The 18130-nt window shown below is 39.0% G+C and carries 14 protein-coding genes and 1 pseudogene; 8 read left to right on the top strand and 7 right to left on the bottom strand.

Features of this window, described 5'->3' with window-relative positions; translation table 11 throughout:
* Positions 1 to 38 precede the first annotated feature (38 nt).
* From CTN07_RS04005 to lpxL (CTN07_RS03995), 3 genes are all read right to left on the bottom strand, one after another.
* Positions 39 to 854, bottom strand: a complete 816-nt coding sequence (locus tag CTN07_RS04005) for a hypothetical protein (protein ID WP_146154877.1) — start codon at positions 852 to 854, stop codon at positions 39 to 41.
* 152 nt (positions 855 to 1006) lie between these two features.
* Positions 1007 to 1933, bottom strand: a complete 927-nt coding sequence (gene lpxL, locus CTN07_RS04000) for an LpxL/LpxP family Kdo(2)-lipid IV(A) lauroyl/palmitoleoyl acyltransferase (protein WP_005298958.1) — start codon at positions 1931 to 1933, stop codon at positions 1007 to 1009.
* A 232-nt stretch (positions 1934 to 2165) separates the two neighbouring features.
* The gene (gene lpxL / locus CTN07_RS03995) at positions 2166 to 3098 is read right to left on the bottom strand and encodes an LpxL/LpxP family Kdo(2)-lipid IV(A) lauroyl/palmitoleoyl acyltransferase (protein ID WP_005298957.1); all 933 of its coding nucleotides are present in this window, start codon (positions 3096 to 3098) and stop codon (positions 2166 to 2168) included.
* A 251-nt stretch (positions 3099 to 3349) separates the two neighbouring features.
* On the opposite strand from lpxL (CTN07_RS03995), the gene CTN07_RS03990 reads away from it, so the two are divergent.
* Positions 3350 to 4429, top strand: a complete 1080-nt coding sequence (locus CTN07_RS03990; protein ID WP_005298956.1) for a site-2 protease family protein — start codon at positions 3350 to 3352, stop codon at positions 4427 to 4429.
* Between the two features lie 104 nt (positions 4430 to 4533).
* On the opposite strand, the gene CTN07_RS03985 is transcribed toward CTN07_RS03990, so the two are convergent.
* Complete coding sequence (locus CTN07_RS03985; protein ID WP_005298955.1) at positions 4534 to 4890, bottom strand: YajD family HNH nuclease; 357 nt, start codon at positions 4888 to 4890, stop codon at positions 4534 to 4536.
* A 435-nt stretch (positions 4891 to 5325) separates the two neighbouring features.
* On the opposite strand from CTN07_RS03985, the gene CTN07_RS03980 reads away from it, so the two are divergent.
* From CTN07_RS03980 to CTN07_RS03965, 4 genes and pseudogenes are all read left to right on the top strand, one after another.
* Positions 5326 to 5994 (top strand): DUF2760 domain-containing protein, encoded by a 669-nt coding sequence (locus tag CTN07_RS03980; RefSeq protein WP_036764953.1) that lies wholly within the window; start codon positions 5326 to 5328, stop codon positions 5992 to 5994.
* 26 nt (positions 5995 to 6020) lie between these two features.
* Positions 6021 to 7829, top strand: a pseudogene (locus tag CTN07_RS03975) (Hsp70 family protein); the annotation flags it as partial.
* 143 nt (positions 7830 to 7972) lie between these two features.
* On the top strand, positions 7973 to 10834 hold the full coding sequence (locus CTN07_RS03970; RefSeq protein ID WP_005298952.1) for an Hsp70 family protein: 2862 nt from the start codon (positions 7973 to 7975) through the stop codon (positions 10832 to 10834).
* 396 nt (positions 10835 to 11230) lie between these two features.
* Positions 11231 to 11434, top strand: coding sequence for a hypothetical protein (locus CTN07_RS03965; protein WP_005298950.1), 204 nt, complete (start codon positions 11231 to 11233; stop codon positions 11432 to 11434).
* Between the two features lie 59 nt (positions 11435 to 11493).
* Here the strand turns inward: CTN07_RS03965 and CTN07_RS03960 are convergent, their stop codons facing one another.
* The 3 genes from CTN07_RS03960 to CTN07_RS03950 all read right to left on the bottom strand — a co-directional run bounded on the left by CTN07_RS03960 (position 11494) and on the right by CTN07_RS03950 (position 13907).
* Entirely contained in the window at positions 11494 to 12333 is an 840-nt protein-coding gene (locus CTN07_RS03960) for a hypothetical protein (protein WP_005298949.1), read from the bottom strand.
* Positions 12334 to 12336: 3 nt separating this feature from the next.
* Complete coding sequence (locus tag CTN07_RS03955; RefSeq protein ID WP_005298946.1) at positions 12337 to 13197, bottom strand: ABC transporter ATP-binding protein; 861 nt, start codon at positions 13195 to 13197, stop codon at positions 12337 to 12339.
* 398 nt (positions 13198 to 13595) lie between these two features.
* Positions 13596 to 13907, bottom strand: a complete 312-nt coding sequence (locus tag CTN07_RS03950; RefSeq protein ID WP_005298941.1) for a hypothetical protein — start codon at positions 13905 to 13907, stop codon at positions 13596 to 13598.
* 525 nt (positions 13908 to 14432) lie between these two features.
* Here CTN07_RS03950 and CTN07_RS03945 point away from each other — a divergent pair.
* The 3 genes from CTN07_RS03945 to CTN07_RS03940 all read left to right on the top strand — a co-directional run bounded on the left by CTN07_RS03945 (position 14433) and on the right by CTN07_RS03940 (position 18124).
* Entirely contained in the window at positions 14433 to 15410 is a 978-nt protein-coding gene (locus CTN07_RS03945; RefSeq protein WP_232282459.1) for a ribonuclease T2 family protein, read from the top strand.
* Positions 15411 to 15665: 255 nt separating this feature from the next.
* Positions 15666 to 15842: a hypothetical protein gene (locus CTN07_RS22740; RefSeq protein ID WP_157132360.1), complete on the top strand. Its 177-nt coding sequence runs from the start codon at positions 15666 to 15668 to the stop codon at positions 15840 to 15842.
* 791 nt (positions 15843 to 16633) lie between these two features.
* Positions 16634 to 18124 carry an alanine/glycine:cation symporter family protein gene (locus tag CTN07_RS03940; protein ID WP_036763690.1) on the top strand — a complete coding sequence of 497 codons (1491 nt, stop codon included), beginning with the start codon at positions 16634 to 16636 and terminating at the stop codon, positions 18122 to 18124.
* Positions 18125 to 18130 lie beyond the last annotated feature (6 nt).

The raw sequence follows: 18130 nt of genomic DNA, 5'->3' as shown, positions 1-18130 counted from the left end.
CAAAATGAAGGCCGCTGATTATTCTGCGGCCTTTTTCTTTACAATGAACAGAGCACGTTATACTGAATGTTTGGCGATGCAGCCCGTCTTTCTAATCCTTTTGAAGAGCGAGTTATAACAGTATCTGACGTTAACCAAAATGGTACCGATAAACCAATCTTATTAAGCGCTTCTGTTGAAGAGAGAACTGCAGCATATTCATCCACTGTCGCTATACTCGCTTGCCCCTGAATCCCCTGACAAATAGCTTTAGTATCTTGATAGGCAAAACGGCCAACTCGATTAGACATCGCCTCATTACTCTCTTTCTTAACTGGCACGATCAAATCATTAGTGCCAACTTTACCAATCCGATAACCGACATACTGCTGCGCAATCTTTTTATTGGCACGATGAGCTTGAGATCTTGATTGAGCAATAAGAGCAGCAGCTTGAGATTGTGAAATAGCGTCACTATCAGAATTTGATGCTAAATATTTAACTAGTGTCTCTCGATATCCTTTTTGAGCTAATGCGCGCTTAACTTTTGCAATATCCTTTTGCTCCACAGGGCCAACCATACTACGAAAACCATTTTGATAGCTGTGAATCGATATTGCGTAAGGTAGAGATGACGTTAATGATTGCATCACTTGCATTGTTTCCATCAAGTTCTTCTTTTGATATTGAAACTGCACATAAGCTTTATTGTTGGTGCTCTCTTTACGGCTAACCGAAAACTCACAGTTTGGCTCATACAAAGACACGTTTTTGATTTGTCGCTCAATACAAGCAAATGAACTGGTACTGCATGACCAAAGCACAGCAATAAGAAGTAAGCGACAAAAATAACGAAATGAGAAAAACAAAGTCATATCCAAATCAAAACAAATCATTTTGCTATTGAATCTAAATCAACTTTGTATATCGAGGGAAAAACAAAAGAAATGCGAAAGAATACTCATAATAAAAACCCAGAGTATTTTCGCTACTCTGGGTTTAATGCTCAGAATTCTACATCTGCAAATCAGTACAGAGATTCTTCACCTTCAGGGCGTGTTTTAAAACGGCGATGTAGCCACATATATTGACTTGGCGCTTCCATAATAGAGCGCTCAATCGCTTTATTTATATAAGCAGCTGCTGCATCAGGATCGTTATGTGGAAACTCGCCTAATTCAGGGAATATCTTCAAAGTATATTGTCCACTGTCAGTATTACGAATCATCGCAAACGGAACAACTGCACAATGAGAGGCATCAGCAAGTAAACTCGTACCTGTAGTGGTACACGCCTTTTCGACTGCAAATAAAGGTGCAAAGGTTGAACGGCGACGACCATAATCATGATCTGGGGCGTACCACATCAACTCTCCATGGGCGAGCGCCTTGAGCATACCCTTAACATCTTTACGATCAATCATATATTTATTTGAACGGATACGGCCTTCAAACTGGAAATAATCAAAACATGGATTGTTATTAGGTCGATAAACGCCAACACCAGGAGTCTTCATACCAAATGCACGAGCACCCAATTCAAGGTTCATTGAATGGATTGCAATCAGTAAAACGCCTCGTCCCTCTGCTTGCAGTTTATGGATATGCTCTAATCCTTCAATTTGCACATGACGCTCAACACGTAAATCTGGCCAAAACCAAGCCATTCCAGTCTCAAACAATGCTAAACCAGTATTATCAATGTTTTCTTGAATTAACTGTGCACGCTCTTGCTCAGACATTTCAGGAAAACACAGCTCTAGATTTCGCTCAATAGTATGGCGACGCTTTTTCATAAAATGCATGGCTAAACGGCCGATGCCTTGACCCATACGAAATTGAATAAAGTACGGGAGCCAACTGATAATGTACATGAGTCCGACTAAAAATAATGTCGGCCAATATTTAGGATGTAAAAAAGCTTTACGAAATGTAGGGGCTGTAAATTTGCTCATAACCTGCAAAAAATTCCATCATTATTACTCTGTTACATCAGTAACATAATTGAATCTTTTATTTTATGGTGAGAAAGCATGATCTTGCAAGTGATGTTCAATATTAGCGTTTGTTTATACAGCAGCCATTAAGAATTATACCAAATAACCGTAAGAGGCTAGATATAGAGAGTTGGAGAGAATACAGGGGAAAAGGTCCAAGCAAGCCATACTTTCTTGCTTGGACTGCAATTTATAGATACAAAGAAGCTTCGTTTTCTGGACGTGTTTTAAATCGACGGTGCAACCACATATACTGGCTAGGTTCAGTAAGTATTGATTGCTCAACAATTTTATTAACAAACTTTGCACCTTCGACAGGGTTTTCTTTCGGAAATTGGTCGATAAGAGGCTTGTGAATCGTTAATTTATACTGACCAGATTGATTTAATCGAACAATAGTAAAAGGAACAATCGCGCAATCACTGTTATCAACTAACAAACTGGTTCCTGTTGTAGTACACGCATTCTCCACTGCAAACAATGGCGCGAATGCTGAGCGTTTCATGCCATAATCATGATCGGGGGCATACCAAACCCGAGCCCCACTGTTAAGTGAATCCAACATACAGCGAACATTTTTACGATCAATCAAACTTCGGTTAGATCGCGCTCGACCTTTATACTGAAAGTAATCAAAGCACGGATTATTATTTGGTCGATAAACCCCCATTCCAGACATCTGAATACCAAATGCGCGAGCACCTAACTCTAGATTCATCGAGTGAACAGCCAGCATAAGAGCCCCTTTCCCATCTCGCTCTAATTGCTCTAAATATTCCAGTCCTTCGATATCGACATGGCGCTCAACCCTTAGATCGGGCCAAAACCAAGCCATTCCTGTTTCAAACAAAGCAAGGCCCGAGTTATCAATATTTTGTTTGATTAACTCTTCGCGCTCATTGGTATCCATATCAGGAAAACACAATTCTAAATTTCGACGAATCGTTTGGCGACGTTTAGGCATCAGTTTAATGGCAATACGCCCTATCCACCGTCCCAAATGATATTGCATAAAATACGGAAGCCAGCTGAGACTGTACATCACAGCGACTAAGCACAATGTTCCCCAGTAACGAGGATGAAGAAGAGATAAAGAAAATGATGGAGCGTTGTATTTTGTCATAACGCTAAAAGCCTATTATTTTTTTAATATTATCGGTGTTGTAACACTTCGATAAAGTAGAACGGCATTGTAGTGATAATAAGATGAAGATAGAAGCAACAATGATTAAAACATGGAAATATCACCCAAATTCATGAATAATTTCTTAAACGTCTAAAAATAAGATGGACTTTTAGGCTTAATAGGCACAGCCAAACTATAAAAACGCAACTAAATTGTAATACAATTAACAGTAAAATCAGGAAATTACATTGGAATTATTGAATATTCGTTTTTTAGGCAAAGATTTACGCTTGGAAGGCTCAATGGCTGGATGGCAACAACTATTTTGGGACAACACTTTAGTCTCTCAAATTGCCGCATCGGCTGATAATACCCCACTTCACCACCAATTCGAACTTAGTAATGGTGAAGATACGATTTTTTGTGAATTAGCAATATCACTTTCATGGCAACCGTTTTCTCTTCACTACAATGCCACTGCGAACCAAGAAGTCATTGTTCAAGGGTTACGGACTGAAAAAGATATCGAGCAACAAGCCCCTGTTGAGACCCCTAAAGCTGAGCGTAAATTTAGCCTAATCGGTTTAGTTTCTTTAGGGATGAAAGCGCTAAAAAGTGCAAAACTTATCAAAGTGATTCTCGCATCAGCCAGTTTAGCCGCCTACTCTTGGTTGTTTTCTCTTAAGTTTGCTCTTGCTCTCATCGCTTGTCTTGTATTCCATGAATATGGCCATGTTCGAGCCATGAAGTACTTTGGAATGAAAACCAAAGGCATCTATTTGATTCCATTTTTAGGTGGACTGGCTCTAAGTGATGAGAAAATCAATACTCGCTGGCAAGATGTTGTGATATCTATTATGGGCCCTGTTTTTGGTCTAATAATGTCGATACTCTGTACCGCTTTATATTGGCTTACAGGAGAGATGTTCTTTGCAGGACTGGCTGTTTTTAATGCCCTTCTCAATCTCTTTAATTTACTGCCAATACTGCCTCTTGATGGTGGTCATATACTCAAAAGCATCAGCTTTTCAATGAACAGTAAAGTGGGTATCACTCTCTGTACTATTGCAGCCATCGCCGGAGTAATTATTAGTTATCAACTTGGCCTAACTCTTTTGGGTTTCTTGCTTATTATGGGATGTCTAGAGATTGGTTTTGAGTGGAAATACCGACACCATAGCCATCTATTGCCATTAAATCGCTACGGTCAAATTTTTTCCGCCGTTTGGTATGTTGGTCTAGTCAGCGCTCTGGTTAGTATTATTTGGTATTTTGCGGGTACTGGTGACGCACTATTAGGCCTACCACTACAGGTTCTTGGCACCTAATCATGACAGAGCAAATCCCACCTGCTTTTTTTTAGGTTAGATAAGAGATAAATAAAAGCCTCAAGCTGGATAAATATCAGCTTGAGGCTTAAGTTTGTATAAAATTATTTTTTATTCTTTGCCATCATGGCTTTTAGATCAGCAAAAGGATTGAATGTCGCCGCCTGGTGATCATCTTCCCCAGCTTTGATAACACTGCCCATGCCATTATCAGCTTCTGTATATTTTTCATGCTCATGGTCATGACAGAATAGACACAGCAACTCCCAGTTACTGCCATCTTCAGGGTTATTGGTGTGGTCATGATCAACATGGTGAACCGTTAACTCTCGTAGATTCGAGTATACGAACTCACGGGAACAACGACCACAAACCCAAGGGTATATTTTCAGCGCTTTTTCACGGTATCCAGCTTCAAGGCGTTTATATTTAGCGCTAGAGCCTGTTACATCAGAAGACATTACCTTCATCCTAAATGTTCACAATAAAAACTTTGTGTATTGAACACCGCAACCCTTGTAAATTCAAGTGGCGAACCCCATCAATGTAATAGATTTATACCTAAGTCACTTTAGATTATCGTCAACTTGGCTGTATTTGCGAAATTTGATTGAGAGTTAAAATCGTCATACAAAATTATTGTCGATAAAACACTCACAAAGACGTCATTGTACTAGGCTAACTTGTCATATCTATCATGGCATTTACCATAAAACTGGCGTATTTTTGCGTATAAAATAAACTAACATAACGATTCTCTTGGTTTTTGAGATAAAAATTCGATCTGGTTTAGGTGTATTACTGCATGATTATGTTAGTATTCTCCCCAAATTGTTCATAGTGAATCGACCTTTCACTGTTAAGAGTAAACGAATATGGCTTTTGATTTTTCTAAGATGACTGTTGATTTATCGGCAATACCAACCACATTTGATATGGTGCATGTTGGTCTTGGCGCTCTAGTGTTAATCCTTTTGGTTATGTACATTGCTAAAAAAGGCAAACCAGTAGAAGTTGAAAAAATTGTCGAGAAAGAAGTCGAAGTAGAGAAAATCGTTGAGGTTGAAAAACCGGTTGAGAAGATTATCGAAAAGATTGTTGAAAAACCGGTTGAGAAAATCGTTGAAGTCGAAAAAGTAGTAGAGAAGATTGTTGAAGTTGAAGTGGAACCAAAACTGAAAACTTCTACACCAGATTCAGCTCTACAACTGCTGTCTTTATTACAACAAGAAGCACGCTTTATTGATTTCATGCAAGAAGATCTAAAAGGCTTCAGTGATGCAGATATCGGTGCAGCAGCTCGTGTTGTACATGAGGGTGGACATAAAGTAATTAATGAATACTTTACTTTCGCTCCTGTTCGTTCTGAAGATGAAGAAACTCGCATTACATTGCCTCAAGGTTTCAACGCTTCAGAAGTACGCCTAACAGGTAATGTAGTAGGCGAAGCTCCATTTAATGGTACATTGATCCACCGCGGCTGGAAGGTAACTGAAGTTAAGCTTCCTAAACTTGCAGAAGGCCATGATGCTCATATCGTTGCAGCCGCTGAGGTAGAATTATAATGCAAGAAACACAAGAACATCGTTACAGTATTGGTATCGATTTAGGTACAACGCACTGTGTCCTTTCTTACGTTGATTTAAACGACGAAGATGCCGCTGTAACTGTCATGCCAATTCCACAGCTAACCAACCCTGGTAATGTGGAAGAACGCAGCCAATTGCCATCATTTATGTATCAAGCACATGAGTCTGAATTGGCTCCTGGTGATACAGCTCTGCCTTGGAATGCTCAACCTAAGGCTATTGTGGGCGCAATGGCTCGTACATTAGGTAGCAAAACACCTATTCGTTTGATTTCGAGCGCTAAAAGTTGGCTTTGCCATGGTGGCGTAAACCGTCGTGATGCATTTTTGCCACTTAATAGCCCTGATGAAGTAGCGAAAGTTTCTCCTGTAGAAGCAACACAGAACTATTTAGAGCACCTTGCAGATGCTTGGAATAATGCTCATCCAGAAACACCTATTTTTGATCAGGACGTAACAATTACTGTTCCTGCATCTTTTGACCCAGCAGCTCGCGATCTAACTGCAGAAGCTGCTCGTAATGTTGGTTTTAAACATTTAACACTACTTGAAGAGCCTCAAGCTGCTGTTTACAGCTGGATCAAAAATAACGATGAAACCTGGCGCGACCAAGTGAGCGTTGGTGATATCGTATTAGTTGTGGATATCGGTGGTGGTACTACTGACCTTTCTTTAGTTGCAGTAACTGAAGATGACGGCAACTTAACCCTAAACCGTGTAGCTGTAGGCGATCACATCCTATTGGGTGGTGATAACATGGATTTAGCGCTGGCTTATCGTTTAAAGATGAAGCTAGCTCAAGAAGGTAAGCAACTTCAACCATGGCAGGTTCAAGCAATTACTCACGCTTGTCGCGATGCCAAAGAAGACCTTCTTAATGACAGTGAATTGAAATCCGTTCCAATCGTTGTTCCAAGCCGTGGCTCTAAACTTCTTGGTGGTACGCTACAAACTGAATTGACTCAAGAAGAAGTACAGCAAACTTTGGTTGAAGGTTTCTTCCCACAAACTGCGGTTGAAGAGATGCCAGTGCAAACAGCTCGTGGCGCTTTAACTCAAATGGGTCTGCCTTATGCGCAAGATGCCGCTGTTTCACGTCATGTTGCTAGCTTCTTAAGTCGCCAAAGCCAAGCTGTTGAAGAGTTATTTGAGAAATACGAACAAGTACATGATGGCTTTATTCGTCCAACAGCGATTCTATTTAACGGTGGTGTTCTAAAATCATCACTACTTGCTGATCGTCTAATGTCAATCATTAACAGTTGGCTAACGACAGCAGGTTCTGAAGAAGCGAAACGTCTACAAGGTCTTGATCTGGATCTTGCGGTAGCTAGTGGTGCGTCTTACTACGGCTCTGTTCGTCGTGGTAAAGGTGTTCGTATTCGTGGTGGTATCGCAAGCAGTTACTATGTTGGTATCGAAAGCGCAATGCCTGCAATCCCAGGTATGGAACCACCATTAGAAGCACTATGTGTTGCTCCTTTCGGTATGGAAGAAGGCTCTGAAGTTAATGTACCAAGCCAAGAGTTTGGTCTGATCATCGGTCAACCTGTTCACTTCAAGTTCTTTGGTTCTACTGTTCGTCGTGAAGATACAGCAGGTACACACCTTGATTGGTGGGAACCAGAAGAGATGGAAGAATTGCCAGAAATTCAGGTGACACTTCCTGTTACTGAAGGTCGCAGCGCAGGTGAAGTGGTTCCAGTTAAATTGGCATCACGAGTTACCGAATTAGGAACACTTTGCCTTGAGGCTATCTCAACAGAGAATGGTCAAAAATGGCAAGTTGAATTCGACGTTCGCGAAAGCTAATTAAGACTTACGGCGCATCACACGGTGCGCCGTTTTATTATCCTTTTTATACCCATACGGTGTTTGCATAAGCATATAGGTATATACCCTCTCCTACCATTAAACTGCTTCTTTTTCACCGTATCAGTACTACTGGAGTCACAATGTCTTCTTCCCCTCGCTATTTAGTCGGTATCGACTTAGGGACAACTCATACAGTGGTCGCGTATTCACCGATTACGGATGATTTACAAACCAGTCCTACTAAAATTTTTGAAATTGACCAATTAATTGCTCCTGGCGAAGTCGCTCGTAAAGCCTTACTACCCTCATTTCGTTATCACCCAGCAAAAGGTGAAATGAATGAAAATGAACTGGTGCTGCCATGGAATCAACAACCAGTCTCTGGTGATATTCAATCAGTTATTATTGGTGAATTTGCACGAGAATTAGGCGCAAAGGTTGAAGGTCGACAAGTCGTTAGTGCTAAAAGTTGGTTATCTCATCCCAATGTTGACCGTAATGATGCAATTTTGCCTTGGTCATCAACCGCATCTAAATCCGATGTAGAAAAAGTCTCTCCTGTTATTGCCAGTGCCAGCTATTTAAACCATGTACGTCAAGCTTGGGATTATCATCATAAAGATGCACCACTAGCAGAGCAAGAAGTGGTCATTACGGTGCCTGCTTCGTTTGATGAATCTGCTCGCGCTTTAACATTAGAGGCTGCAAAACTCGCAGGTCTGCCTAAAGTTTTACTACTGGAAGAACCACAAGCAGTTTGTTACGACTGGTATGCGCAAAATCGAGAACACGCCGATACATTACTTAAAGATTTACCCCTTCTTATGGTATGCGATGTAGGTGGTGGTACGACTGACTTAAGCTTGATCAAAGTGGGTTATAAAGACCAACAACTTACCCTAGATCGAATTGGAGTTGGTGATCACCTGATGCTTGGCGGTGATAATATCGACTTAGCACTAGCCCATGTCGCAGAGCAGCGTCTTCACGGTGAGAGTAAAAAACTTAGCCCTGCGGCACTATCTAAGCTTATCCAGCAAACTCGCCGAGTAAAAGAGCAATTACTTTCAGGCCAAGCCCCTGACTCAGCGAAAGTCACCCTACTTGGTAGCGGTTCTCGTCTGATTGGTGGCGCAAAGAGTATAGAACTAACTCGACAAGAAGTGCACGATATCGCTTTAGATGGATTTTTCCCTCTCACAAGCTTCGATGATCAACCTAATCAGCGTCAAGCGGCGGTCGTTGAATTTGGCCTGCCTTATGCTGCAGATCCTGCGATCAGTAAACATCTAGCGCAATTTATCGAGCTGCACTCTACTGTGTGTCGAAATGCTTTTGCTGAATACAACGAGCATGCAGAAACCCCAATTAACATTGCTGAAAATAAGCCAGCTATCCCAATGGCGGTACTACTCAATGGTGGGGTATTTAATAGCCCGCTGTTATCTGAACGCACGTTAACGTTATTTTCCAATTGGCGTGAAGATGCCGTTACTGAATTAAAAAATCCCCACCCAGATCTAGCGGTTGCTCTTGGCGCAGTTGCTTATGCAAAAGCGCGTCATGGTGCTCAACTAAAAATCGGTGGTGGTTCAGCTCGCGCCTTCTTCTTAGTTATCGGTCAAAATAATGAGCATAAGCAAGGAATTTGTCTGTTACCAAAAGGGATCGAAGAAGGTACTGAAGTTGCGTTAAAACATCGTAAGTTTGCGCTAACACTGGGCGAACCCGTTCGTTTTAATTTGGTTTCAACCACGGATGATAATACGGCTCAAGCTGGCGAGTTAATTGAACTTATTGGCGATAGTTTTATTACGTTACCGCCATTTATTGCCACTTTAGATAGCGATACCGACCGTTCAGAGCTTGCAGCTAATCAAAAGGATCGAGAAGAAGTCACCCTTGCCTGTCAGCTTACCGAGGTTGGTACCTTACAAATAGAGTGTGTCAGCATTAGCGATAGTAATAAACGATGGAAAGTTGAATTTGCGATTCGTAAGGATCTTGCACGATTAGATCGTCAAGATAGTCAGAGTACCTTAGCCGAAAGTGAACTACCGCCTCGTATGACAGATGCTGTCGATGCCATCAAAAAAGTCTACGGTGGCAGTAAAAATAGTGACAACAATGCGGTTAAAACATTACGTAACGATCTTGAGAAGATGTTAGGTAATCGCGACTCATGGGAAACACCGTGTTTACGTGAATTAGCTTCTGCTCTATTAGAAAGTCGTAAACGCCGTCGTCGCTCTGATTTACATGAACGTACTTGGCTTAAATTGGCTGGCTTTACTATGCGACCAGGCTTTGGCTACCCTGCTGATGACTTCAAAATGGAGCAAATCTGGAATATGTACCAACAAGGTATTCAGTTTGCTGATAACCCACAAACCTGGTGCGACTGGTGGACATTCTGGCGTCGAGTAGCTGGTGGTTTAAGCCAAGAGCAACAGTTGGTTATCTATCATGACATTGCGAAATACATCAATCCAGTAGCAACGCGCGATAGTAAGTTGGCGAAAGAACTACAAGAGCGCAGTTACGAAGAAATGGTGCGCTTAGCGGCTTCTCTTGAGCATTTGCCATTCCAAAATAAGTTACAGTTGATTGAGTGGCTATTTGGCCGTTTGCAAAAGTCTCAACATGCCCAAGCTCACTGGTGGGCTATTGGTCGGATCGCAACAAGAACACCATTCTATGGCCATATTCATAATTTATTATCGGCTGAACATATTGCCTACTGTTTACCAGAACTGATGGAGTTTGACTGGCGTAAAGAGAGTTATATTGGCTTTGCCGCAGTTATGATGACTCGTATGACAGGTGATCGAACTTTAGATGTTAATGATGAATTACGACAACAGGTTATCGATAAGCTAAAAGCAAGTCGAGCACCAGAGAGCTGGATTCAGATGGTATCGGAAATTAAAGAACTTACCGAAGCAGAAACAAAACGTGTATTTGGTGATGCATTGCCAAGCGGATTGAGACTGATTGGTTAAGCGCTATTAATTAAAGAGATAAAATACCCAAATGACTTATTGTTATTTGGGTATTTTTATAATTATTCCTATAAAAATATAGTCATTTGATAATTAAAAACTTAATTTCTAATTATCAACATTTAAAAAAGAAACCTATTTCATATAAATTTACAAATATTATTAATTCGGATTCTTTTTAAGCAATTTTTTACATGATTCTTACAATCAAAAGGAATCTATTCACCTTTCGTTAAGGTTAAGCTTGTTATTGTTTATTTCACAGCAATAGTTTACTTGATCTGTTGATTAAGTCTGAAGTAAATCATTGAGCTGTATCGGTTTAACGAATTCACTGCATTACGCGTGGTGATGCCCACAGAATCTGAACAGCCCCAAGCATTAGTGAGTATAGTCATGAACCATAGCCAATTCGAAGTGATTGCTAAACGAATTTTTAAATCAGAAAACCAACGTGTTGCCGTAGCTGCTGTTATATTTGATGGCCTTTCTAGCTATGAAGCGGAAAAACGATTTGAACTACCAAAAGGTACGTTATCTCGTAATGTTCGTAAATATAAGAATGAAGTTGCTTATATTGAATCGGTTGTTACAGCATAAAAAAGAGAGCATTTGCTCTCTTTTTTATAAATATTAAATAACTGAACGCTATTTATTGTTCAGTTATTTAATTCCGTAGACATTAACTTTACAGCATAACAAAATAAGCCAACTGTAATCATTAATACAGAGCCAAGTTCAATCGAACTAAAAATTGCTAATTCTTGCCAAGGATTTGTATCAAATAAAGCGGATACAGAAATATTATTCCAGTCACTCACAAATTGGCTAAAACCACTTAGCACATTTATTGTATACCCCAAAACTTTCACCATCACCGTTACGGCAAAAAGTATAATAAGGGGATGATTGGTTAGTTGAGAAAGCACTAATAATACGCAAGCAATAGGCAATAACCCAATGCTGACTACAATCATACGATTGATATAGCTCATGATATGCATGAACATCTCATGAAGATTTATCGAACTTGATTGTAATAAAGCATCGGAAAGCAATAGCTTAGCAACGATCATAAAACAAAAATCAGCAAAAACTAAAAGAATGACACTAATTGCAGGAATAACGATCAATCCAACAACAAGTTTTGCGCCTAATGTCTTCACATTTGAAACAGGCATCGAGCGCCAAAAATTCCAACTGCCCTCTTGCTTCTCCTTCAATAAGGTCTTTGGCATATAAGCAAAAAAACAAATTACAGCAACTAAACCACAAATTAGAGTGTTAATACTGCCAATAACACCACCAAATCCCATCGATAGTTGAATGTTATCAAATTGCTCCCAACCATTAATCTTAAAATTGAAAGAAACATCGTTACTATTGTATAAAATCAAAATAAAATTAAGCACTAGAAATAATGCTAAAAAGAGAGGTATTCGAAAAATAACCTTGTGCTCGATGAGTTCTTTACTCAACAGCGTAAAAAATTGTTTCATCGTTTAATCACCCTGTTGAATAGCTAGAAATATTTCAGATAAACTTGGCTTTGCCACATGCCCTAACGAACTCAATTCTGCGATATCACGATCTTTAAACAAAAAAGACCACTGACCTAATACTTTCTTACTATAAATTGGGTTAAGCATCAGCGCTTTATCTTTTGTCTCTTCGCCAGTTGATAGAGCATTAAAACGGAGCTCTAAATCTTCTCTAGATTCAGATAACACAACTTTTCCCTGTTTTAATATAACAATGTCAGTCAATAGATGTTCAATCTCATCAATTTCATGACTTGCTATAATAAGACTTCTATTTCCTTTCTTATACCAATCTAAAACATCGGTATAAAAGCGTTCACGGTAAATAAGATCAAGTCCTAAAGTAGGCTCATCCAAAATTAGTACCTTAGCATCAATAGCCATAACCAAAGCAAGATGCAATTGAAGCTTCATACCTTTAGATAATCGTCCGATTTTAGCTTTTAACTCAATATCTGTATCTTTAAGGTACTGCATAGCTTGCACCTTATCAAAATGACTGTTCATACCAGATACATACTTGATTAATTGCTTTACCGTCATCCACATAGGAAGGCTATTACTATCAGATAAATAGGAAAGATTCGACATCACGCCAATATGATCACGAACAGGATCCAAGCCAAAAACTTTGATCGCCTCATGACTTGCTCTCAAACCTAATATGCATTCAATTAATGTCGACTTACCCGCGCCATTATGTCCCAAAAGCCCAAGAACACGCCCAGGGGATAATGTTAAAGACACATTTGACAAGGCACATTGTGAACCATAAGTTTTATTTAACTGATTAATTTCAATAAAAGGATGCGATAAATCCATCACACAAAACCTTGCACTTTTTTAAATGAAGAACGAGGTTATCACAGGTTATCTTTCTCGTAATACTTGAAAGTGTATTTTTATGATAAAAAGTACCAGACAAACAGTAGAAATAGATAAGATAGTTATATTAAGTATAGGTAGGGCTAGAGAATTGATAAACGACAGTGATTTGTGTTTATTTAATGAATAACCAACTGAAAACGGGTTTATACTCAAGTCACTTAACAACAGGTAATAAAATCGAGTAAAATCAGTATGATTGGACTAAACATATTACTTCGTATTTATATCTAATAGATAACAAAAAATTACCTATATAAATAAATTAATATAAGTCATTCAATATCTATCGATATATTATTTAAGATAACTTGAGTATGTCAGACAAGTGCTGATTATTCTTCTTCAGCAGAGATTGTCTGGATTAAATCTTCAGGATGTACACCATCTTTTTCCATTAAAGCCATAATCTCAATCATTCGAGCTTGGCGAGCTTCTTCTTTAAACTCATGAAGAACAGAGATAAGGTTGTTAATCTTCTGAAGTGGCATACGCTTAATCACGGCCTTTTGACGACCAGGAACTTCATCAGCAAAATCAATTAAAATTTGGCGGTAATCAGTACGAGCTTCTTTTACTTCACCTGTCGCACTAACATTTTTTAACATTGCACTCAGCGCTTTCTCCGCTGCAGCGAAATTGTCCATGAAATACCTCTGGAATCATAAACGCTCCCTAACCAAAGAAGGTTAAAGATATTCGTTCTTATAATCAGCATACAATTATGCTGTGATTATATCTAAATAAAGAATAAGTATTTAGTTGTCTCGTGAATGGAGACTATGCTCAATCCTATAGAAAGTTACCAAAGGCAAGCTTGCTATTACTGATAGTATAATCACAAATCAAGGTTTTGTGCAGTTATATTCTATAGGAATCGTAAATATACTCTGTGTTTTCACTGTTGTGAACAAAAATCTACGTAAAATTGTAACTAATGTGTAGGTTACATCATCATATTCTCTATAAAGATCACAATTATTGTTTTTATCCAATACCTATGGGGAGGTAAAAGAGCTAATGTTTGAGATAATCATTTGAATGTATGTGGTCTTTTGACAATTTTTTTACGGTTCGGATAACTCTTAATCTTATGGATAAGATATAATCAATCTATTATCACTAACCAGTCATTACCTATGATTACTAATAAAAAAATAACTAGATTTTCTTTGCTCAGCTCTCTTTTGCTTACCCCCCTTTTAAGCCATGCATCAATTCCGACTCATGGTGATTTTACCGCAAAGCAAGCCTGTGACGCTTTTCAATCATTTAGAAAGCAAAGCAATCCACAGAGCGTTCAATTATCGGTTGGACAACGCTATGAAATAACTGCGATTAACAAAGAGGCTTTCGACTGGGTACAAATTAAAGTACCAGGATCATCACCTCTCACTCGTTGGGTTAAAAGTAGCTGTGGCGAAAGCAATTTCCTAGGCCAAAGCAAACCGACAACAAAACCATCTACCCCCAATAATAACAAAGGAAATGGAAGTTGTAGTACAGCAGGCAACTTTGATTCTTATGTATTAGCACTAACCTGGCAGCCAGGATTTTGTGAACACTTCTCTTATAAAGGGAAAAAGCCTGAATGTGATGCTATCAATAGTGGCAAATTAGCAAGTACCAACTTGACCCTTCATGGATTGTGGCCAAATAAAAAAAGTTGCGGTACAAACTATGGTTACTGTGATGATAGCAATAAGTTAGATCTATCACGTTCGACGATCAATAAAATAGCCCCGTGGATGCCAAACTTTTACTATCAGACCAAATTCGGTGAATATGAATGGCGTAAGCACGGCACTTGCCAAACTCAAAGTGCAGATCAGTATTTTATGACGGCAGTAGACCTTGTTAAGCAGGTGGATGCCTCAGAAATCGGCCAATATATCAAAGAGAACATTGGGCGTAATATCAAAGCAGATCAGTTTAAACAAGTTCTGGTCGATAGAATGGGTAAAGAGGCAGTCAATCGTATTCGTCTATCGTGTACTAAAGGCAAGTACCTTAACGAGGTCCGTATTAATCTACCAGAACCTCTAGATATGACGGCATCTCTTGTATCTCAGATGGAAAAAGCGCCACGTACCAAATCATTTTACGGAAACTGTAAAAAAATCATTCATATTGAAGCCGCAGGTAAATAGACGGTTATTCTAATATGATGGAGATCAGAGCATCGACTCTGATCTCCTCGCTTAAAACTATAACCTAAGTCTAAGTTTTGTCTTTTTTCACTCTTTTTACTATCCATTCTCAATAAAATATGTAATACCATGCATAGTAATATGATGCTCTCCCCTGTATCGTTTTTTCTTAAACGTGAAGGGATTTGCCGTTCTAAATCAATGATAGAGCGCTTAACCTCACTATATATAATAATAAAGAATAGGATCTTAATAATGAACAAGCTGCCTTTATGCCCAACCTGTGGGCAAAATGATGAATACCTAATTGATGATAACGGTTGTTTTACTTGTTTATGCGGACATAGTTTCTATATTGATGAAGCAGAATGGAAAACACAAATAACTACATCTAAGTTAAGTCCTACCCATGAAATCCCTTATTATCATTAAATGAGAATGGTAGTATTTGCATATGATCAAACTGCGCGTACTACCATATTATTTTTGACCTTTTTTGACCCAACATTACCTACTCCGTCTTGGCTTCCCTGATAAAAATGCTCAAAAAAACAGCTTTTAAATAATTTTCTTTAATTTCCCACTATTTGATAATTCATTTATCTTCCTTAGATTAAATCCTTTTACATTTATCAATAAAATAATGATAACAACAGCCCTTTCTGAGGTTAATGAATCTCTCCTTCTATTCTCATTTTTATCTATTTTGCACCAAAACAACGCATTAATAATTTATCGTTACTTTAAATTCTCATATAGCAAGAATAATTTGTTAAAAAATATGAGCTATTTTTTAAACATCAGACTTATATAAAACCCCATAATTTAGTTAATATCACGTTAAAAATTTGTTTAAGCACATTTGGACGCTGTTCACAATTAGTCACTATAACATATCCAACCAAAAACATAAGACATTGAAATTAAACAACATAATTTATATGGGCATTTATCCTGTAAATCTATTACATGGAATTCATTCGAATTATGTGATATAGATCTAGTTGGATTTTCGAGATTTCATGCTACTTTGCATCCGCTAAATTTGGTTACACAGTCGATTCAATGTTTCTCGTATGTGAAATTTATCACCTAGATTGAACATACTTTAAGCAACCAGAAAATCTATTATACAGAGTCGACTACTCGAACAATCATGGAAAGAGACATTCATTGTTCACTCTTTTGCAGATGCTTCATGAGTCTAGTTACAGGAAAAATTTATGAGTGTTACTAACGAAACATGGATTACGTCATTAAATGACGGCTTAATGTCAATCATTGGCGTAATAAACGGCGTTCTTTGGGGCCAACTACTTGTTTACTTACTGGTTGCAGTAGGTGTCTACTTCACTTTACGCTTAGGCTTCATCCAAATCCGTCAATTCCGTCATGCGATTGATGTCTTAAAAAGTGGCCGAGACTTAGAAAACGGCATCAGTTCTTATCAAGTATTCTGTACTTCAATGGCAGCTCGTGTCGGTACAGGTAATATGGCTGGTGTTGCTGTTGCTTTAACTGTTGGCGGTCCAGGTGCTATTTTCTGGATGTGGTTAATTGCACTATTTGGGATGGCAACAGCATTTATTGAATCAACCCTTGCCCAAGTTTACAAAGTTAAAGATGTTGATGGTCAATATCGTGGTGGCCCTGCTTATTATATGGAAAAGGGCTTAGGTCAACGTTGGATGGGAACGCTATTCTCTATCTTCTTGATCATCGCTTTTGGCCTTGTTTTCAATGCCGTACAGGCAAACACAATTACTGATGCTCTAAATCACTCTTTTGGTGTAAATAAAATCGTATTAGGGATTGTGATTGTTGCTTTCTCAGCTTTCTTTATCATGGGCGGTCTACGTCGAGTAGCACAAGCATCTACCAGTATTGTTCCAGTAATGGCAATTGGTTACTTGTTAATTGCTATTGTCATCGTAGCTATGAATATCTCTGAGCTTCCTGCTGTTTTAGCACTTATCGTGAAAAGTGCATTCGGCTGGCAAGAAGCAGCAGTTGGTGGCGTGGCGTACACCATTGCTCAAGCGATGCAAAGCGGTATTGCTCGTGGCTTGTTCTCTAACGAAGCAGGTATGGGTTCAGCGGCAAACGTAGCAGCAAGTGCAACACCAAACCCGAACCACCCAGCCTCTCAAGGTTTTGTTCAGATGCTTGGTGTATTTACCGATACCATCATCATCTGTACGGCTTCTGCTGCGATGATTATGTTATCTGGTGTTATGGATCAGCCGGACCACGCAACAGGTATTAGTCTACTTCAGCAGGCACTAAGTAATGAGCTTGGTGGCTGGACAACCTACTTTATGGTTGCTGCAATTATCTTATTCTGTTTCTCATCGATTATTGCAAACTACACCTACGCAGAAACAAACATTATGTTCCTAAACGGTAATACGAAGAAAGGCTTATTTGTTTTCCGTCTGTGTGTGTTAGCAATGGTGATGTTCGGTTCTGTAGCCTCTCTTCCTGTTGTTTGGAACCTAGCAGACGCCTCGATGGGACTGATGGCAATGACCAATATTATTGCTCTTGTATTCCTATCTAAGCTGGCAATCAAAGTAATCAAAGATTATGAACATCAGCTTAAGGCTGGTAAGATTCCGGAATTTGATCGCACTAAGTTCCCAGAACTTGATGATCTTGATGGCGCATGGCACCCAGAAGAGATGAAATTAGAAGAAGCGCAGTTTAAGAACTAAACAACG

It is taken from the genome of Photobacterium damselae, from assembly GCF_003026815.1.
Lineage (GTDB): Bacteria > Pseudomonadota > Gammaproteobacteria > Enterobacterales > Vibrionaceae > Photobacterium > Photobacterium damselae.
This window is presented reverse-complemented; position numbering and strand designations above follow the sequence as displayed.